General features: G+C 66.7%; 20 protein-coding genes. 10 read left to right on the forward strand and 10 right to left on the reverse strand.

Translation table 11 applies throughout. The features are described from left to right. Positions 1–28: 28 nt before the first annotated feature. Positions 29–1,330: a chloride channel protein gene (locus tag A7G45_RS30625; protein ID WP_260943056.1), complete on the forward strand. Its 1,302-nt coding sequence runs from the start codon at positions 29–31 to the stop codon at positions 1,328–1,330. Here A7G45_RS30625 and A7G45_RS30630 read toward each other — a convergent pair. Further along, positions 1,317–3,158, reverse strand: a complete 1,842-nt coding sequence (locus A7G45_RS30630) for an ABC transporter family substrate-binding protein (protein WP_071288591.1) — start codon at positions 3,156–3,158, stop codon at positions 1,317–1,319. The two genes, A7G45_RS30625 and A7G45_RS30630, sit on opposite strands and share 14 nt — an antisense overlap. A 127-nt stretch (positions 3,159–3,285) precedes the next feature. Here A7G45_RS30630 and A7G45_RS30635 point away from each other — a divergent pair, with 127 nt between their 5' ends. Next, the gene (locus A7G45_RS30635; RefSeq protein ID WP_260943059.1) at positions 3,286–4,140 is read left to right on the forward strand and encodes a hypothetical protein; all 855 of its coding nucleotides are present in this window, start codon (positions 3,286–3,288) and stop codon (positions 4,138–4,140) included. A gap of 52 nt (positions 4,141–4,192) precedes the next feature. Here the strand turns inward: A7G45_RS30635 and typA are convergent, their stop codons facing one another. Continuing rightward, positions 4,193–6,097: a translational GTPase TypA gene (gene typA / locus A7G45_RS30640; RefSeq protein ID WP_043395565.1), complete on the reverse strand. Its 1,905-nt coding sequence runs from the start codon at positions 6,095–6,097 to the stop codon at positions 4,193–4,195. 68 nt (positions 6,098–6,165) lie between these two features. Here typA and A7G45_RS30645 point away from each other — a divergent pair, with 68 nt between their 5' ends. Next, entirely contained in the window at positions 6,166–6,333 is a 168-nt protein-coding gene (locus tag A7G45_RS30645) for a hypothetical protein (RefSeq protein ID WP_110767632.1), read from the forward strand. 93 nt (positions 6,334–6,426) lie between these two features. Further along, complete coding sequence (locus tag A7G45_RS30650) at positions 6,427–6,645, forward strand: hypothetical protein (protein WP_260943063.1); 219 nt, start codon at positions 6,427–6,429, stop codon at positions 6,643–6,645. 47 nt (positions 6,646–6,692) lie between these two features. On the opposite strand, the gene A7G45_RS30655 is transcribed toward A7G45_RS30650, so the two are convergent. Both A7G45_RS30655 and A7G45_RS30660 read right to left on the reverse strand, forming a co-directional pair. Then, positions 6,693–7,079, reverse strand: a complete 387-nt coding sequence (locus tag A7G45_RS30655; RefSeq protein WP_071288573.1) for a (deoxy)nucleoside triphosphate pyrophosphohydrolase — start codon at positions 7,077–7,079, stop codon at positions 6,693–6,695. 78 nt (positions 7,080–7,157) lie between these two features. Next, positions 7,158–8,159: an endonuclease domain-containing protein gene (locus A7G45_RS30660; RefSeq protein WP_308204187.1), complete on the reverse strand. Its 1,002-nt coding sequence runs from the start codon at positions 8,157–8,159 to the stop codon at positions 7,158–7,160. On the opposite strand from A7G45_RS30660, the gene A7G45_RS30665 reads away from it, so the two are divergent. Next, positions 8,158–8,433, forward strand: coding sequence for a 4a-hydroxytetrahydrobiopterin dehydratase (locus A7G45_RS30665; RefSeq protein ID WP_043395575.1), 276 nt, complete (start codon positions 8,158–8,160; stop codon positions 8,431–8,433). The genes A7G45_RS30660 and A7G45_RS30665 overlap by 2 nt on opposite strands. Before the next feature lie 36 nt (positions 8,434–8,469). Here the strand turns inward: A7G45_RS30665 and A7G45_RS30670 are convergent, their stop codons facing one another. Continuing rightward, entirely contained in the window at positions 8,470–9,675 is a 1,206-nt protein-coding gene (locus A7G45_RS30670) for a mannosyltransferase (protein WP_377041963.1), read from the reverse strand. Positions 9,676–9,792: 117 nt separating this feature from the next. On the opposite strand from A7G45_RS30670, the gene A7G45_RS30675 reads away from it, so the two are divergent. Further along, complete coding sequence (locus A7G45_RS30675) at positions 9,793–10,611, forward strand: hypothetical protein (RefSeq protein WP_308204188.1); 819 nt, start codon at positions 9,793–9,795, stop codon at positions 10,609–10,611. A 43-nt stretch (positions 10,612–10,654) separates the two neighbouring features. Next, the gene (locus A7G45_RS30680) at positions 10,655–11,671 is read left to right on the forward strand and encodes an Rv1157c family protein (protein ID WP_260943065.1); all 1,017 of its coding nucleotides are present in this window, start codon (positions 10,655–10,657) and stop codon (positions 11,669–11,671) included. 54 nt (positions 11,672–11,725) lie between these two features. Here A7G45_RS30680 and A7G45_RS30685 read toward each other — a convergent pair whose 3' ends face one another. From A7G45_RS30685 to A7G45_RS30695, 3 genes are all read right to left on the reverse strand, one after another. Next, a complete protein-coding gene (locus A7G45_RS30685) occupies positions 11,726–12,466 on the reverse strand; it encodes an SDR family NAD(P)-dependent oxidoreductase (protein ID WP_071289248.1) in 741 nt (246 codons plus the stop codon). A gap of 62 nt (positions 12,467–12,528) precedes the next feature. Continuing rightward, the gene (locus A7G45_RS30690) at positions 12,529–12,891 is read right to left on the reverse strand and encodes a nuclear transport factor 2 family protein (RefSeq protein WP_043395581.1); all 363 of its coding nucleotides are present in this window, start codon (positions 12,889–12,891) and stop codon (positions 12,529–12,531) included. A gap of 31 nt (positions 12,892–12,922) precedes the next feature. Further along, entirely contained in the window at positions 12,923–13,351 is a 429-nt protein-coding gene (locus A7G45_RS30695) for a MarR family winged helix-turn-helix transcriptional regulator (RefSeq protein ID WP_377041971.1), read from the reverse strand. Between the two features lie 496 nt (positions 13,352–13,847). Between A7G45_RS30695 and A7G45_RS30700 the strand changes: the two genes are divergently transcribed. Further along, complete coding sequence (locus tag A7G45_RS30700; RefSeq protein WP_260943068.1) at positions 13,848–14,552, forward strand: hypothetical protein; 705 nt, start codon at positions 13,848–13,850, stop codon at positions 14,550–14,552. A gap of 31 nt (positions 14,553–14,583) precedes the next feature. After that, positions 14,584–14,820 carry a hypothetical protein gene (locus A7G45_RS30705; protein ID WP_260943070.1) on the forward strand — a complete coding sequence of 79 codons (237 nt, stop codon included), beginning with the start codon at positions 14,584–14,586 and terminating at the stop codon, positions 14,818–14,820. A gap of 1 nt (position 14,821) precedes the next feature. On the opposite strand, the gene A7G45_RS30710 is transcribed toward A7G45_RS30705, so the two are convergent. Next, positions 14,822–14,989: a hypothetical protein gene (locus tag A7G45_RS30710; protein WP_260943071.1), complete on the reverse strand. Its 168-nt coding sequence runs from the start codon at positions 14,987–14,989 to the stop codon at positions 14,822–14,824. Between the two features lie 176 nt (positions 14,990–15,165). Between A7G45_RS30710 and A7G45_RS30715 the strand changes: the two genes are divergently transcribed. Then, positions 15,166–15,855 (forward strand): AbiU2 domain-containing protein, encoded by a 690-nt coding sequence (locus A7G45_RS30715; protein WP_260943075.1) that lies wholly within the window; start codon positions 15,166–15,168, stop codon positions 15,853–15,855. Positions 15,856–16,088: 233 nt separating this feature from the next. Here A7G45_RS30715 and A7G45_RS30720 read toward each other — a convergent pair whose 3' ends face one another. Beyond that, positions 16,089–17,507 (reverse strand): pentapeptide repeat-containing protein, encoded by a 1,419-nt coding sequence (locus A7G45_RS30720; RefSeq protein ID WP_260943077.1) that lies wholly within the window; start codon positions 17,505–17,507, stop codon positions 16,089–16,091. Positions 17,508–17,562 lie beyond the last annotated feature (55 nt).

Here is a 17,562-nt window from a genome sequence, read left to right on the forward strand (position 1 = left end):
ATCCCCCAGGCTGGCATACATTCTCCGGGTGACGCGACGTGCGCTCGAGTTCGGCAGTGCGGTGCTGCTCACCGGCCTGCTGGCCGGGGTCGCGGGTGCGCTGACGGTCTCGCTGCTGCACGCCGTCGAACATCTCGCCTACCACTATTCGTACGGTCTCCTGCTCGACGGGATCGGCGCCAGCTCGCCGGTTCGGCGCGCGCTGGCACCGGCGATCGGCGGGGCGCTGGCCGGACTCGGTTGGTGGCTTCTGCGGCGGCGATATGGGACGCCGTCGCTGTCGGCGACCATCGCCGGGAAGAAGCCGATGCAGCATCTGCCGATGGCGGCCGACGCGGCATTGCAGGCCCTGGTGGTCGGCTCCGGTGCCTCGCTGGGCCGGGAGACGGCGCCACGCCAATTGGCGGCCGTCCTGAGCAGTTACGGGACGACCTGGCTGGGACGCCTCACCGCGTCGACCATGGGGACGCTGACCGCCCGCGACCGCGAGATTCTGCTCTCCTGCGCGGCGGGCGCCGGCTTGGGCGCGGTGTACAGCGTGCCGCTGGGCGGCGCGTTCTTCGCTGCCCGCGTCATGATGGGCACCTGGCACCCCAAGGTCGTCGGCACGGCGCTCATCACGTCGAGCCTGGCGGTCGCGGTGTCGCACCCCGTCACCCATTTCGAGCGCGACCTCACCTGGCCGGAACCGGCACTGTCGTACCAATTCACCATGCTGGCGTTGGCCATCGCACCGCTTGCGGTGGTGATCGGCCTGGCGTTCAACCGGCTGATGGCGCTCGCCGGCCCGAAGCCTCAGCTGACCTCCTGGGTGCTCGTCCCGGGTGTCGCGCTGGCCGGGCTGATCACCGGCATCTGCTCGATCTACCGTCCCGAACTGCCCGGGAACGGCCGCAGCGTGCTGATCGTCAGCGTCGACGCCCAGCTGAGCCTCGCCGCCGCAGCGGTTCTCCTGGTGCTCAAACCACTGCTCACCGCGCTGTATCTGCGGGTCGGCGCGGTCGGCGGCATGATCACCCCGGCACTGGCCACCGGCGCGGCTGCGGGCACCGTCGCCACGTTCGCCCTCAATGGCCTGGCGGACACGCACCTGCACGTGCCCGCGGTGGCCCTCACGTGCGCGGCGGGCGTCCTCGCGATCACCCAGCGGGCACCGGCATTCGCGGCGCTCTTCGTCTGGGAGCTGGCACATCCACCGGTGTGGCTGCTACTGGTTTTCGCGGTGGCGGCGTACTCATCGCACGGCATCCGGCTGCTACGGGAGCAGTCGGCGGCCCGGACGAAAGCTCCCGGGCCGAAGCCGGCTCAGGAACAGCTCAAGGAACCTTGACCCACTTGCCGGCGTCGCCCACGATCCCGACCGGGACCGCGCCGGTGAGGCTGACGTTCTGGACCGTCGGCCCGGCCGCGACGATCGTGGTGTCCTGCAGGATCGGCAGCACCGTCTCCATCGCCCAGAGCTTGGGCTCCAACTCGTTCAGTACGTCGGCAATCTTCTCGGTGCCGGCAAGAGCCGCGTCGATCTTGGGTTGGATCGCGTGGTCGCAGATGCCGGTCAAGTTACTGGGAGCCTGCACCAGCTGATCGCCGCCGAGCGGCTTGGGCAGCGGAATGGTCGGTGCAGTCGATGTCACCGAAGGCGTCGGTGGCTGCGGTGCAACGGTTTTGGAGGTCGACGTCGGCTGCGGAGTCGGTGCCGGGGTCGTCGCGGTCGACACCGCCGTCGCGTCCAAACCCGGGCAGCCGTAGCGCGATGCCAGCACCGTCGCCAGGTCGCCGCCGGCGTGCCGCCAGCCGACGATCGCGTCGACACGCTCGAGGCCGTCCGCGTACAGCGCCACGGGATCCATGGCCAGCACCGTGGCCTCGATTCCGACGCTGCGCAGTTGGTCGGCGGCCGTGTTCGCCACCGCAACCGAGGTCGGGTCGTTGGCGGCGACACCGATGGCGAGCCCCAGCGGCGTGCCGTCCTTGACCAGCCGATCGTGGCCCGGCGGCGGTGGCGTGCCGGGCAGCGACGGCGGTGCGACGGCGGACTCGACGTTGTACCCGGCCTGGTGCAGCAGGTCCATCGCGGCATTGCGGTCCAGCGCCGGCGGCGCCGTCGGCACATAGCCGGGGTCGGACGGCGTCCGGACCTGCGCCTGCGCCAACGTGACGGTGTTGTCGCTGCCCGCGCCGACGGCCGCCAGCAGGCCGACATCGAGCAGACCCAGCAGCGCCTTGCGGACCTGGGTGTCGGTCAGTCCCGGTCGCTGCGCGCGCAGCGTCAGCTGCATGACCCGCGGGGTGACGATCCGCGCGGTGCGCACGCCCGGAATGGCCGCGAGTTGCGCGAACGTCGCCTGCCCGCCGTGCACCTGAGCCACCTGGGTGTCCCGGTTACGAATCGAATCAGCAAGGGCCGCAGGCGATCCCCCGCGCCGGAACAGCACCTGGTCGGGCACCGACGGCACGCTCCAGTAGCGGTCGTTGCGCGCCAGCAGGATTTCGTCGCGCTGCGGATCGATGCTCTCGACCCGGAACTGGCCGCCGGTGACCGGCATGGCCCGGGCGAGGCCGGCGCCGAAACCACCTGGCACGTCCTTGACGATGTGCGCGGGCAGGATGTTGTTGAACAGTTCCCGCCAGGCCGGGTACGGCCGGGCGAAGGTCACGACGGCCGTCTTGCCGCCGTCGACGGACTGGACGCCGGTCACCAGGTCGTAGCCGGCCGGGTCGACGACGCCGGGCTGGCTGACCATCTGCCGCCACTGGTACCAGTAGTCGTCGGCGGCGATGGGCGCGTTGTCGGTCCACTGCGCCTCGGGGCGGATCTTGTACGTGACGGTGAACGGGCTCTGGTTGGTCACCTCGGCCGACAACAGCAACGACGGGTCGAGTTCCCAGCGCGATCCCGACGGCGACGCCGGATCGGCGATGGGCCGGAACGAGCTCGGCAGGACCAGCGCGGAGATCGCTGCATTGACCGGCGACTGATCGGATTGCAGATGCGGGTTGAACCCGGGGCCGATCCAGTCGATGGCCATGATGATCTGGCTCATCTTGGGCGGCGGTGGGACGACGGTCTTGGTCGTCTCCGTGCTGCGCGGAGCGGGCGGTGGGCTGACGGTGCAGCCGGCCAGCGCCAGAACCGACACCAGTGCGCCTGTCGTCATCAGCTGGCGGCGGGCGGTCGGCACGCCGTTCAGGGTATCCGCAGGGTAGGGCCGAACCACCAGCCGATGCCCCCGCGGCAAATCCCTGTCGCTCCGCTCGCCGCCGATGTAGTCCACAATCAGCGGTATGGGCCTGCTGCCGAAGCCGTACACCCCGCTTTCCGATGCCGACGTCGCCGATGCCCTGAGCCGCGCGGTCGCGGTGATCAACCCGCTGCTCAATGTGCTGTCGCAGGCCGATCCCATCGGGCTGCGCAAGCGCACGCACCGGTTACTGCGTCCGCCCCGCGGATTGAGCGACCGGGTCCGTCGGCTGCGGCTGCGGTTCCGGCGCGCTCAGGCCGGTCGCAACCCCAGTGCCACGGACTTCGCCATGAATGCCGGCGCCCAGCTGATGAACGCCGCCGACCTCCCCGGCACCGCCGCCTGGGGCCGGCTGAGCCGCGACGAGCGCATCTACTGGTGGGTGCACCGCGTCGGCGCCTTGAACACGCTGCTGGTGGCCACGCCGGGGGCCTTCGGCTGGCTGGCCCGGGTGCTGCCGGTGAGCGAACTGGCCGGGTTCGTCAACGACGCCATCGTGTTGTGCGCGGTGGCTCGCGAATACGACGTCACCGATCAACGTGAGCAGGTGCGCCTGCTGGCCGAGGTGTTGTGCGGGCGGCAGCTGCCGGAAGACTTCGACGTACCGGCACAGGAGCCCGCGCCGCTGCCCGAAGCACCGCCGCCGGGCTGGAAGCCGCTGGAGGCCATCACGTCGTCGATGCCGGTGGTGGTCGTGCGGACGGTCTGGCAGCTGGCCGGGATCCTGCGCGCGACGTTCGACGAGATCGCCAAGCGGCCGCAGCCGACGAAGTGGTGGCAGCGCTTGAGCGCGCTGCCGTGGGTCGGTGCGGTCTCGACGTATTTCGGCGAACGCGGTGCGCTGATCAAAGCAGCGCAGGACGGCGTGGCCTGGCTCGAACGCCGAACGGCCAGTTAGCGCACGCTTTTTCGTGAATTGCGTGTACTAACTGGCCGTTGAGCGTCGTTCGTTAGTTGTTGCGAGCCTTCTCGCGGGACTTGGCCCGGGCCCGCAGGCTGGCGGTCAGCTCGACCTTGCGCACGCGCACGATCTCGGGGGTGACCTCGACGCACTCGTCCTCGGCGCAGAACTCCATGGCCTGTTCCAGGCCGAGCTCCAGCGGCCGCGCCAGTGTCTCCATCACGTCTGCGGTCGAGCTGCGCATGTTCGTCAGCTTCTTCTCGCGGGTGACGTTGATGTCGAGGTCCTCGGCGCGCGGGTTGATGCCGACGACCTGGCCCTCGTAGGTGTCCTGGCCGGGCTCGACGAAGAACTGACCGCGGTCGGCCAGCTGGATCATCGCGAACGGGGTCACCGAGCCGGTGCGGTCAGAGACCAGCGAACCGGTGTGCCGGGCGCGGATCTCGCCGGCCCACGGGCGGTAGCCGTCGAACACGGCGTTGGCGATGCCGGTGCCGCGCGTCAGGGTCAGGAAGTCGGTGCGGAAGCCGATCAGGCCACGCGACGGCACGATGAAGTCCATGCGGACCCACCCGGCAGCGTGGTTGGTCATCTCTTCCATGCGGCCCTTGCGGGCGGCCATCAGCTGAGTGATGGCGCCGACGAACTCTTCGGGACAGTCGATGGTCATGGCCTCGAACGGCTCGTGCAGCTTGCCGTCGACCTGCCGGGTGACCACCTGCGGCTTGCCGACGGTCATCTCGAAGCCTTCGCGGCGCATCTGCTCGACCAGCACGGCCAGCGCCAGCTCACCACGGCCCTGGACCTCCCAGGCATCCGGGCGGCCGATGTCGACGACCTTGATGGACACGTTGCCGACCAGCTCGGAATCCAAGCGGGACTTGACCATTCGCGCCGTCAGCTTGTGACCGGAGACCTTGCCCGCCAGCGGCGAGCTGTTGGTGCCGATGGTCACCGAGATGGCGGGCTCGTCAACGGTGATGCGGGGCAGCGCGTGCGCATGGTCCACGTCGGCCAGGGTGTCGCCGATCATGATCTCCGGCATGCCCGCGACGGCCACGATGTCGCCGGCGACGGCTTCCGCTGTCGCGGTGCGTTCCACGCCCTCGGTGACCAGCAACTCGGTGATCTTGGCGTTGGTGATCACCGGATGGCCGTCGACCTCGCGCATCCAGGCCACCTGCTGGCCCTTCTTGATCTTGCCGTTGTAGATACGGACCAGCGCCAGACGACCCAGGAAGGCCGAGGCGTCGAGGTTGGTGACCAGGGCCTGCAGCGGGGCTTCGGGGTTGCCCGCTGGCGGCGGGATGTGCTCGAGCAGCACGTCGAACAGCGGGTCGAGGTTCTCGCCATCGGGGTTTTCGCCGTTGGCGGGCTGCGTGGTCGAGGCGATACCGGCCCGGCCCGACGCGTACAGCGTCGGCAGGTCCAGTGCCTTCTCGGCGGCAGCCTGGGCTTCCTCGTCCAGGTCGGAAGCGACGTCGAGCAGCAGGTCGTGGCTCTCTTCGACGACCTCGGCGATGCGCGCGTCGGGCCGGTCGGTCTTGTTGACCACCAGCAGCACCGGAAGGTGGGCGGCCAGCGCCTTGCGCAGCACGAAACGGGTCTGCGGCAGCGGGCCTTCGGAGGCGTCGACCAGCAGCACGACACCGTCCACCATGGACAGGCCGCGCTCGACCTCACCACCGAAGTCGGCGTGGCCCGGGGTGTCGATGACGTTGATCACCGTCATGGTCCCGTCCGCGTGGTGCCGGTGCACCGCGGTGTTCTTGGCCAGGATGGTGATGCCCTTTTCCTTCTCCAGGTCACCGGAGTCCATCAGTCGCTCGACAGCGTCGTCGCCGCGGTGCGTCAGGGCGCCGGACTGCCGCAGCATGGCGTCGACGAGCGTCGTCTTGCCGTGGTCGACGTGCGCGACGATGGCAACATTGCGGAATTTGGGCTGCTCACTCACGTCAGAGATTGTCGCAGCGAGGGGGTCGGTTTGCGAAACTGCGGGCGGCCTGGCAAAACTGCTAGTCGATGAAGGCCAGCAAGCTAGCCGGGGCTAAACCGAAGAAGAAGTGCTGCCGCAGCAAGCCCCGGTGCAAGCGGTGTCCGCTGGTGCTGCACAAGGTCCAGAAAGCGGCGCACCACGGGATCCACGGCAAGGATCTCGAGAAGGTTTACAAGCGCGCCCGCAAGGCTTGATATATAGCGATTGACCTGCCTCTTTATTCGCATCGCGCGTACCGTGGAAGCGTCTCGTCAGTTCCAGGGAACGAGCGCGAGGAGGTCGTCGTCATGACAATCTACGAAGTGCTGACCGGTGTCGTCGGATTCGTTCTGGCACTCGGCGCAACGGCCGCGATATTCGCCGGCTTGGCCAATTGGGCAGGCGGATTCTTCGTGGTGAGGTGTGCTGCGTGTCACCATTTGACGTTCTCCACGGTGAACAAGCCGAAGACCGACTGCCCGCATTGCAAGTACCCGGCGCTGCTACATCCGCTCTACACCGCGTAGCACGGCAGCGCGATGGCGTCGACGCGCGTCGTCGGCGACAAGCTGCACTACTGAGCCAGCGCGACCTTCAGTTCTGCGAGCCACGCCCGGTCCGCCGGCACCCAGGGCAGCTCGTCGAGTTCATCGGTGCCCACCCAGCGCACGGCGTGATGATCGTGGGCGTGGGGCGCGTCGTTGGTCGACACCAGGTACGCCCGCAACGTGACGGTGCCGGACAACGGCACGTCCTCGCCCAGCTTCTTCCCGACAGTCACCTCGACGCCGAGTTCTTCCTGGAGTTCGCGGGCCAGCGCCTGCTCGTCGCTCTCCCCCGGCGCCACCTTCCCACCGGGCAGCTCCCAGAGGCCGGCCAGTTCCGGCGGCCGATTGCGCTGAGCGACCAACAGTTTGGCGTCGGCGATGAGCGCACCTGCGACGACGATCACGTCGGTCAGGCTACTTGCTCGTCGAGCGTGGGGGTTTACGCGGAAATCCGGCAAGAATTCCTCGTAATCCCCCACGCTCGCCGGGGCTCAGACCGGGCAGCCTCTGGCACGTAGCTTCGCGCGCACCCTCGCGACCAGCTTTTCGGGTTCACCCAACATCGTGGCGCTGACCCTGATGACCACCCATCCCATCGCTTCCAAGATCGCGATGCGCTCGATGTCCCAAGCCCGCTGGCGGCTGTCGTTCCAGTGCTGTACGCCGTCGTACTCGACCGCCACTTTCCACTGGCGCCAGCCCATGTCGACCCGGATGAAGGCCTCGCCGTACTCATCGTAGAACCGGATCTGCGTCTCCGGTGCGGGAAGCCCGCCGGCTACCAACGCCAGCCGCAGCCTGGATTCCTGCGGCGACTCCGCTCCACCATCGACCAGCGCCAGCAAAGACAGTGCCTGCCGTACTCCACGGACACCCGGATTAGCCTCAATCACCGGCTCGACGTCGATGACTTTCAGGTCGGTTGCGTTCATGAGCGCATCGACGATCGGCACGGCCCGTCCGGGCGGCAGCAGTCGCATGAGGTCAAACGCGGTGCGGGCTGCCGTGGTTACCGGGATGCCCCGTCGCATGCAGATATCTTGTGGCGCAAGGGCATACGAATACGACGTCAGCCCCTTCGGGCAGTGACGATCTGGGCGGACCACCACCGCGGGCGAATCGGCGCCGAGCCACTTCGTGCCGTGCATTGCCGCCGCCGACACCCCGGCCAACACCGCATCCGGACCGGCGAACAACCAACCGGCACGCGCCTTGAGCTCTGCCGTCATGGCAACGCCCTTGGCCAGGTACACGTTGCGATAAACCATGCGATAGCGACTACGCAGGTGGTGCTCGGTTAGAACGCCGGCGCGTAACGCCTGCGAACCGAGGATAAGTGGGTCCATGGTGCCCACCCTCGGCCGGACATCCGACAATTCAGTGCCGCATTCCGGGCTTATCCACAGGCCAGACCGTCGAGCGTGGGGGTTTACGCGAGAATTCGGCAGGAATTCCTCGTAATCCCCCACGATCGCCGCAACAATGGGCCCCATGGCCGTCCTCACCGATGAACAAGTAGACGCCGCACTGCCCGGGGGCTGGGAACGAGCCGACGGCGCACTACGCAGGTCCGTGAAATTCCCGACGTTCCTCGACGGCATCGATGCCGTGCGCCGGGTGGCGATCCACGCCGAAGCCAAGGACCATCACCCGGACATCGATATTCGTTGGCGGACAGTCACTTTCGTTCTGGTCACGCATTCAGAGGGCGGCATCACCGACAAGGACGTGGCGATGGCCGAGGACATCAACGGACTCGTCGTCTAGGCCGGATTTGCCGCACTCCTCAACGCGGCTCGTGCCTCACCGCTTGATCGTCGCGCGCCGGGCCATCCACGCCAGCGTCACGAGCGTCATCACCGGGTAGATCAGCCCCGCCCACGCCAGGTACCACGGGCGGCCGATCACCCAGATCGTCGGCTGCGCGAAGCTCAGCAGCCACGGCACCCCGACCAGCAGCAGCACCAGCCAGGTCCAGCGCAACGCCCGCGCGCTGGCCAGCGCCGCGAACGGTCCGTGCCACAGCCACATCATCAACGGGATCAGCCACACCCAGTGGTGGGTCCACGAGATCGGCGAGAAGAGCAGCCCGAACAACTGCACCACCAGCAGCGCACCCAGTCGATCGGGCCGATCGGGGCCGTAGACGGCGCGCCAGGCGAACACGGCGACGACGGCCGTCAGCGCCACCGCGATCACCACGGCAGGCTCGAAACCGGCGTCGTGCCCGACGATTCGCGAGATCGCGCCGCGCCAGGACTGGTTGAACGACGTCGCGACGGGACCGATGCGATTGGCGTCGCCCAGCAGATCGGTGAAGTAGTAGAGCGCCTGATCGCGCAGCACCAGCCACGACACCAGCACCGTGCCGGCGAACGTCACGGCCGCGAACACCGCCACACCCCAACGCCGGACGCCCACGAAGTACAGGCCCGTCACCGCGGGCGTCAGCTTCACTCCGGCCGCCACGCCGACCAGCAGACCGGACCACCACCAGCGGGTGCTGTAGACCGCATAGAGCGCGCCCAGCACAAGGATGACGTTGATCTGCCCGTAGTCGAAGGTGCTGCGCAGCGGCTCGGTCCAGATGCCGACGGCCGTCCATGCCATGGCCAGCCGGTGCGCGGGATCGCCTAACCCGATGAGCCGCAAGCTGATCCACACCACGCCGTACAGCGCACCGATGATCCCCACTTGCCAGCAGAACGCCAGCAAATCGAACGGCACGAAGTGCAGCGGATAGAACAGCACGGCGGCGAACGGCGGATAGGTGAACGGCAGCGGGAAGTCCGGCGTCTGGTCGGCGTAGACGTAGTCGTACAGCGGATGGCCGCTGCCGAGCGTCGCCGCGCCACCGACGTAGACGTGGAGGTCGACGAAGTTGGCCCCGTTGGGCACGAGGTAGGTCCACGCGAAGCGCGCAGCGACGCTGAGCGCCAGCATCAGTGGCGCCCAGCGCAGGACTGATCGCGTGGCGGTGTTTATCGCACGACTGTAACGGTCGGTCACCCTTCGCCTTCGGGTCAGTAACGGATCTATAAATGCCACACGTGTCACTTGAGTAACACCAGTAACGGCCTACCTTCGGTACTGACGCGCCATACCTGTACCGGGAGGACCCCTCACATGCGCAACCGCACCACTGGAAAACTGTTGGCCACCAGCATGATTGCCGCCGCCGGCGCAGTCCCGGTGGCGATCGCGCTGAGCGCTGTCGCCGCCGCCGACCCGGCCCCCGCGGCCCCAGCACCCGTCGTGCCCGGCACGCCGCTGGTGAATGAACTCGCCCAGGCTCCCGTCCAGGCGCTGTCGGGGGTCACGCAGGCCCTGACGTCCGGCGCGCCGGCTGCCGCTCCGGCTGCTCCCGCCGCCACCGCGTCGGTGACCCTGCCGCAGAACCTGGTCCCCGCCGCCACCGCTCCGGCAGCCGCTGCACCCGCAGCTGCCGCCCCGGCCCAGGGCATCATCCCGTCGGCCAACATCAACCTGCCGCAGATTCCGGGCTCGCCGGTGCCGCTGCCGAAGCAGATCGCCTTCCCGGGTGACCTGACCTCGCTGCTGCCGGCCGGTCTGCCGCTGGCGAACCTGCTGCCGCAAACGGCTGCCGCCGCTCCGGTTGCCGCTGCGACGACCGCCACGTCACCGCTGGCCGCCGCCACCGCGCCGCTCGCGGCCGCAGCGGCACCGCTGGCAGCTCCGCTCGCCGCTGCTGCTCCCGCTGCCGCAGCTCCGCTGGCCGCCGCGACAGCTCCGCTCGCCGCACCGTTGGCTGCCGCTCCGTTGGCCGCACCGCTGGCTGCCGCTCCGGCCGTCGCGTCTCCGCTGGCCACCGCACCCGCCGCCGTGGCGGCTGCCGCACCCGCGGCGCAGGCCATCCCGGGCGTCGTGCCGGGGATCATGAGCCTGACCAGCCTCGCGCCGGTCATCACCTCCGGCTTGCCGTGATCCGCACCGTAACCAGATAACCGATACGAAACCGGGGAGAGACATGCAATCGAGGAAGCTGTTCATCGCGCTTGGCGCATCCGTCGCACTCACGATCAGCGCGGCCACCGTCGCTCACGCTGATCCGACGTCGCCACTGCCGTTGCCGCTGCCCATCGATGGCCTCCAGGCTCCTGGCCTGCCGGCCATGCAGACTCTCGCCCCGGTGATCCAGCAGGCCGCCGCTGATCCGGCGGGCGCCGCGGAGCTGCTCATGGCAGCAGCCCGGGCGTTCGCCGGCAGCCAGGCCGCACCGTCGGATTCGAAGAATCTGGCCAACGCCGTGAACCAGTTCGCGGCCGCACCGGAAGCCCCGCACGTGCCGGCCCCCGGCGCGGTGCCGGGCGTCGAGGCCCACCTGCCTGCCGGCGTCGACCCGGTGCACGCTGTCGGCCCGGTGGCTGAAGCTGCTCCGGCTCCGGCCCCTGAAGCTGCACCGGCACCGGCACCTGCCGCGGCTCCGGCCCCAGCGCCGGCACCGGCTCCTGCTCCCGAAGCCGCTCCGGCGTCCGCCCCGGTCACCCAGGCCGCGGCGACGGTCCCGGCTCCCGAAGCCGCACCTGCTGCGGCACCCGCAGCGGCGCCGGCTCCGGCCGGGGCGTTCGGACCGGGCACGCCGATCACGCAGGACTTCATGTACCCGTCGATCAGCAACGGCTGCCAGGCCGACGGCGGCAACGTCCTCGGGACGGCCATCACCGTGGCCGGCCCCGCCAAGATTCCGACCCCGGGTCCCGGCCCCGGCCAGACCGCCTACGTGTTCACCGCGGTCGGCACGCCCGGCCCGGCGGCCGAGCAGAAGCTGCCGCTGAACGTCACCTGGGTCAACCTGACGACCGGCAAGTCGGGCAGCGCCACCCTGAAGCCGCAGGCCGACATCAACCCGCAGGGGCCGACGACGCTGACCGCCATCGTCGACACCGGCTCGGGCAGCATCATGTCGACGATCTTCGGTCAGGTGACGACGACCGAGAAGCAGTGCCAGTTCATGCCCACCATCGGTTCCTCGGTGGTGCCGTAAACCCTCGCCCGACATGTCGAGACGACGCCCACGGGGCGTCGTCTCGACGTGTTTCTAGAGCTGGATCTGGCCACCGTCGACGGCCAGCTCCGCCCCGGTCATGAAGCTGCTCTGGTCCGAGGCCAGGAAGAGCACCGCTGCGGCGATCTCCTCGGGGCGCCCCAGCCTCTTCATCGGCACCTGAGCAGCCATGCCGTCGAGTAGATCTTGTTTCTGCTCGGCCGGCGCCAAGCCGGTGAGTCCTGGAGTTTCGATCGGGCCCGGGATGACGGTATTGACCCGGATGTTGCGATCGGCCAGCTCCGCCGCCCACGTGCGACCCAGAGACCGGATGGCGGCTTTGGACGCGGCGTAGAGGCCGAATGCAGGAACGCCCTCGGAGGCGGCGGTGGACCCGGCGAGGATGATCGACGCCCCGTCGTTGAGCAGCGGCAGCGTCTTCTGCACGGTGAACACCGTGCCGGCCACATTGCGATCGAAGTTGTCCCGGTAGTGCTGCGGCGTCACGTCGGCGAGGGTGGCGAAGTCGCCGCCGCCGGCATTGGCGAAGACGACGTCGAGTCCCTTGCCGTGCTTGGCGATTTCGGTGGCCAGGACGTCGAGTTCTTCGGGCTTGCTGATGTCGCTCTGCACACCGTGCGCGCCGATGGACGCGGCCGCCTCGTCGAGCCGAGTGCGATCACGTCCGGTGATGAAGACGTACGCGCCCTCATCCGCGAGGCGCTTTGCGGTCGCCAGGCCGATGCCCGACGTTCCTCCGGTTACCAGTGCCGTCTTGCCGTCGAGCTGTCCCATGATCGGGCTCCGTTTCTGTGTGGCTTGTAGTTCCACCCGTATCAACTTAGGTGATGTGTCACCTATTCCGCATCATTCAACACCGTCCACAACCGGATGATGCGTTCGTCGGCGACCTCGGCGACGTCGAAGCCCGACGCCACCGTGGCGTGGTCCGGGGTGTGAACCTCCCACGCCAGGAAACCCAGGCCACGGGTCTGCCGGACCGGGCCAGCTTTCACGAAGTGCAGGCCGGGCAACTTTTCCTGCAGCTCAGCCGCCTTGGCATTCAGCTGGTCGTGGCCGACGGCGATGCCTTCGTCATCGGTCCACGTCACGTCGTCCGCGTAGGTCTCGGCGATCGCAGCGGCGCGGAGCTGCGGGTCACGCTCGTTGAACACAGCCAGCAGATTGGCTTCCATCAGACCGGCGATGATTTCACTCATGGCACTCCTATAGGTGACTTATCACCTAATTCTAGCCCGGTGAGGGCGGAAGCGAGCTGTGATGATCGAGGTTGACGTGGATGTGCTCCAACGCCGCGGTAAACGGCCCGAGCAGGTTCTCCGGCAGCGGATCGAAGAACAGCCTGCGCACCAGATCGACATGTCCGGGTGCGGCGTCGGCGATCGCCCGCCGACCGTTGACGGTCAGCACGACATTGGTGGTGCGGCCGTCCTCGGCGCTCGGCTGACGCTCAGTCAAGCCGCGTTCTTCCATGCGCCGCAGTTGGTGTGAGAGCCGGCTACGTTCCCAGCCGATCTGCGCCGCCAAGTCGCCGACCCGCAGGCCGCCACCGTGGTCGCCACTGAGCGCGACCAGCACGTCGTAGTCAGCCAGGGACAGCCCCGTGTCGGCTTGCAGCTGCCGGTTCATCTCGTAATTCATCCGCAGCTGCACCCGCATGTAGGCCACCCAGGCCCGCTGCTGCTTCGGCGTGAGCCATCCCCGCTCCGGAGTCGGCTCCCCTGCCTTTCTCGGCGTCACACCGGTCAGTATGACGGCCGAGTACCAAGCGGAACGGGACGCGCCGTTCGAACTAGGGACCGAAGCCGACTATCGCCCGACAACCAAGCAACAACGAGCGTGGCCGCCCCCGACGGCAGCCACGCTGGCATTTTTGTTTAGCCCAGTAGGCCTAGTAGGCCATGAAGAGGATCAAAGTCTGCGCTGCGCGAATCGTGACGCACCGTCACGCATTATTGGGTTGTACCTCAATGTGATTCACCAAGACGTGCGCAATGCTGCGCACTCGAAAGCAGGGCCAAGCGCCGCGTTTTTACGGGGAAAATACGGGCACGGCGACGTTTTGCGCAGCATCCGCTGCTCCGGCCATTTCCTGACCTTCTGCTGTGGACACGCTGCACGTCGCCATAGGCTGCCGACCATGCGGGGGAATCACATGGGGGTCGTCGCCTCGGGCGCTGCTGTCGCAGTGCTGTTGGCGAGCTGCGGTACGGACCAGTCGGCGACGTCGAAGGGCGGCTCGAAGGTGCCTGTGCCGGCGTATCAATTGGAAATCGGCCAGAAGCCGGGCAGCCTGCGCGTTTCCGTCGATCAGCTGCACACCCTGCCCGAAATGACGGAGATCGTCGCGGACCTTCAGCGCCGATACTCAGACCGCCCGGACGGTTACTTCGTTCAGATCAATTGCAGCCTTGGCGGAACTGCAACCGTGGACAATCGGCTCGCCAACGCCAAGTTCGCCGTCGGCCGCATCGGAGCCGCCCGCACCGGACTCGACGATGGCGCCCGTGAGGTAAGCATGGTGGAAGACCGGAAGTGCCCGCCTGACCCCCTGCCAACAGCCAGCGCGAGCGCGGTGACCGCACGCCAGGTAGTGGACTCCATCATCGCCGCCGGACTGCCGGCGCGGAAGCCGCGCGACAACTCCCAGAGCAACTGCAGAGACCTTGGCTGCGTCCAACTCATCACCACTGAAGACGTCTCGGTTTACCAGTTCCCGGATGCCGGGCCCGCCGTGCGTATGGCATCGACGAGCATCGTCACGACCTACCAGAATGGTCCTATCGTGCTGGTGTTTCACAACACCGAGTCGCCAGATCCGCGGTATCGGGGTGTGTTAGACCAGTTGATGACGCGTTGACCGTCGGTGGCCGGGCGTACGGTCCGGCAGCATGGGGATCGCGCGCTTCACGACGAAGGTCACGCTGACCATGGGTGTCGCCGCGCCGAGCACCGGCGCCGCGGTGGTTGGCCGACCGGTGTGGGCCGTGGAGTACACGGTCGAGGAGCGCGGCAAGCCGTCGAGCTTCCGGGTTCCCGACTACGCCGAGAACGGCGCGAGGAAGCCGGTCGCGAATCTGAAGCCAGGGCTGCGGGTCGAGGACGTCTACAGCGAGCCGCTCGGCTGACTCAGCCCAGCGGCTCGACGGTGCCGCCGTGCTCGATCGCGTAGGCCTCCGCGTCGGCGCGCTGAGCGTCCGTGAAAGTGCGGACCTTCGACCAGTGCGGCCGGACGATCAGCGTCAGATCCGCGAGCTTGTCCTTGCTGGGCGGCTGCTGCCGATGCGGTTCCGTCACGAGCAGCCACCGTAGGTGGTCACCCGGCCGGGAGAGCCCGCGGAGCTGCAACCGGAGCGACCTACACGTATAGACGGCTGCGCAGGCCAATCGGTTCTATCGAGTTTGTGCGGCCGTGACTGCGGCCGCCGTAACCTTCGGAGCCCGGCCGCTCCAGAGCACTACCATGAACCGCTGTGGCCGACGACCTGGACGAGCTCAAACGACGCGTTGAACGCATACGCGGACAGCTTCTAAATGCGCTCGGCGCCTATGACGCGTATGTGGAACTGGTGAGGTTTACAGCGCCGAACGTCGTTGGAGCGGAGCGCGCGCAGCGCAATGCGCAGGCACTCGGCATGTACAAGGGTTTCATGATGGTCGCTCGCAATGCTCTGCATACTGAGATGCAGCTTCCATTGGCAAGGATATTCGACAGCCACAAAGATGCTTTGCAGCTCAGAAAGCTCATCAATTGGATCAGTCGGCATAGAGAAAATCTCACGTCCAGCGAGGTTGAGAATGCAGCGGATTCCGACGAGCCCGCCCACATACCGGAAGGCCTTACCCAGAATGATCTGGATGAAATCTTGGCGAAATTGGCAGCTGCGGGCGATAAAATCAGTCGGCTCAAGGATGTTCGAGACAAGGTCCTCGCCCATGACGACAAGGTTGGACCGGATGGTGTCGAGTGGCTGAGCTACGACGATTTTGCGGAACTCCTTAATCTCCTCGATGAAATCCTCAACACGATATCGCGCAAAGCGTATGGCGAAACCACCATCTACGACTGGTACAGGGACGACGTCAAGAAAGACTCGCAACGTCTATTTGAACTCATTGCAGGCGAGTACGACCGAATTCAGAACCGGCGCGATCAGCTGTAGCTCCAACACGAAAGCCGCCCCCGACCGAAGTCGGGGGCGGCTCGAGAGAGGCGAAACCGTTCAGGTCATACCAACCGCCGTGCCGCGATAACCGCGGCGGCGACGGCTGCCTTGTCTTCGACTCGACGGCATCGATCGTCTTCCGCAACACCTCTTTGACGAGCTCGAGATGGTCGCTGCACCGGGCGCACGTCGACAAGGAGCTGACCGACGGATTCATCCCCGATCACAGGCTAGGGAACCGGTGCTGGTGGCCAGCTCTTCGGTGTCACGTTGTGCGGCTTGGCGGAACTGTCGTCGTCCCAATCGAAAACGGGCGGGGGTGGCCCCCATTGACGAGGATCGTCGAACGATATCGCTTCGCTGCCGAAGTCAGTCTCAGTGAACCAGGCTTCGCCACAGAACTTCGTCGCAATGAACGTTGTCTGGCCTGAGAACATTGCCTCGCCGAACTTGGCTGGGCCGCTGAACTCGGAATCCTGGAACTGGGCCACCTTTGAGAACTTTGCGTTGTCGAAATCGGCTTCGCGGGAGAACGTCGCGGAGCCGAACCAGGCGGTACCAGAGAACTTCGTCGTGCGGAACCATGCGTCGCGCGAGAAACTTGCTTGGGCGAACCAGGCGTTGCCGGAGAACGTTGCCTGAGCAAACAAAGCTTCGCCAAAGAACGTGGCCTCGGCGAATGAGGCTTCGTCGGAGAACGTGGCCCTGCTGAATCGGGCGATTTTGGTGAACGTCGCCTTGCCGAATGTGGCATTGCAGGAGAACCTAGTTCTGTCGAACCAAGCCTCATCGAAAAAGGTTGTTTCATTGAACCCTGCAGGGCCTGAGAAGCTTGCCCCATCGAACACGGCGGTGCCGAAGAAGCTCGCCGTGTCGAATCGCGTAGTGCCTTCGAATGTTGCGCCCTCGAAGCTGACATCTTCCAGGTATGCAGTGCGGAAGTCGAAATCGTATGCAGACCAGCGGTATTCGTGATCGCGCAGATGGTCGGCGATAACCCGAACGATAGTTGCGCGGACCTCTTTGTCATTCTGGCGGAATTCGAGATGCCGCTCCCGTTGGCCGATCGGAGTTCCGTCTGGGCTGGTTCCGGGAGGCTCGGTAACTACGAGCTTCGTTTGGTGATTTGATCCCAAATCAGGAGAGTAGGGAAGTCGCAGGTAGCCGCAGAGAACGTCGATGCATTGCTGTCGACGCTGTCCCGCGGATTCATCGGCTACACCGGCCATCGCGTACACGCCGGCGATACGTACGGCGACGTCGTGGTCGCCGAGTTGAGCCGCCGCAGCGCCGAACCGCTCGACGAACCGTCCCTGTTCGACATCCCGCTGCCGGCGATAGGCAACCACAAGGGCGACGGCCGCGCCCACGCCTGCGGCTACCGTAAACGACAACTTCGTGATGTCGATCGGGTCGGCGTCCTTGGTGCTCGTATGGATCAGGAAGCGAAGAATCCAGGTTGCGAGCAGGACGATCCCAACGCCCCCGACAACTGCAAAGGACACCGCCGCCAGTAGCGAAAGCTCATGCAGTGTCCGACGAAGTGTGCGGTACCACTCGATGACCCGATCCCGCACTTTGTCAACGCGCATACCCGCTATGACCGCGAGTATCACGACCATTCCAATCGTCGCAATCCACCAATTCACGATGGTGATTCTTGTCGAATGCGAAGCTGCGCGGGCGCCAATCAGCATCACATGC

The organism is Mycolicibacterium llatzerense (assembly GCF_025331195.1).
GTDB lineage: Bacteria > Actinomycetota > Actinomycetes > Mycobacteriales > Mycobacteriaceae > Mycobacterium > Mycobacterium llatzerense.

What these genes read in the sequence shown, in the direction of transcription:
- A7G45_RS30630 (WP_071288591.1), bottom strand. Translation starts at nt 3,158, where the DNA reads ATGACGACAGGCGCACTGGTGTCGGTTCTGGCGCTGGCCGGCTGCACC.
- A7G45_RS30635 (WP_260943059.1), top strand. Translation starts at nt 3,286, where the DNA reads ATGGGCCTGCTGCCGAAGCCGTACACCCCGCTTTCCGATGCCGACGTC.
- A7G45_RS30645 (WP_110767632.1), top strand. Translation starts at nt 6,166, where the DNA reads ATGAAGGCCAGCAAGCTAGCCGGGGCTAAACCGAAGAAGAAGTGCTGC.
- A7G45_RS30650 (WP_260943063.1), top strand. Translation starts at nt 6,427, where the DNA reads ATGACAATCTACGAAGTGCTGACCGGTGTCGTCGGATTCGTTCTGGCA.
- A7G45_RS30665 (WP_043395575.1), top strand. Translation starts at nt 8,158, where the DNA reads ATGGCCGTCCTCACCGATGAACAAGTAGACGCCGCACTGCCCGGGGGC.
- A7G45_RS30660 (WP_308204187.1), bottom strand. Translation starts at nt 8,159, where the DNA reads ATGGGGCCCATTGTTGCGGCGATCGTGGGGGATTACGAGGAATTCCTG.
- A7G45_RS30675 (WP_308204188.1), top strand. Translation starts at nt 9,793, where the DNA reads ATGCGCAACCGCACCACTGGAAAACTGTTGGCCACCAGCATGATTGCC.
- A7G45_RS30680 (WP_260943065.1), top strand. Translation starts at nt 10,655, where the DNA reads ATGCAATCGAGGAAGCTGTTCATCGCGCTTGGCGCATCCGTCGCACTC.
- A7G45_RS30685 (WP_071289248.1), bottom strand. Translation starts at nt 12,466, where the DNA reads ATGGGACAGCTCGACGGCAAGACGGCACTGGTAACCGGAGGAACGTCG.
- A7G45_RS30690 (WP_043395581.1), bottom strand. Translation starts at nt 12,891, where the DNA reads ATGAGTGAAATCATCGCCGGTCTGATGGAAGCCAATCTGCTGGCTGTG.
- A7G45_RS30695 (WP_377041971.1), bottom strand. Translation starts at nt 13,351, where the DNA reads ATGCGGGTGCAGCTGCGGATGAATTACGAGATGAACCGGCAGCTGCAA.
- A7G45_RS30700 (WP_260943068.1), top strand. Translation starts at nt 13,848, where the DNA reads ATGGGGGTCGTCGCCTCGGGCGCTGCTGTCGCAGTGCTGTTGGCGAGC.
- A7G45_RS30705 (WP_260943070.1), top strand. Translation starts at nt 14,584, where the DNA reads ATGGGGATCGCGCGCTTCACGACGAAGGTCACGCTGACCATGGGTGTC.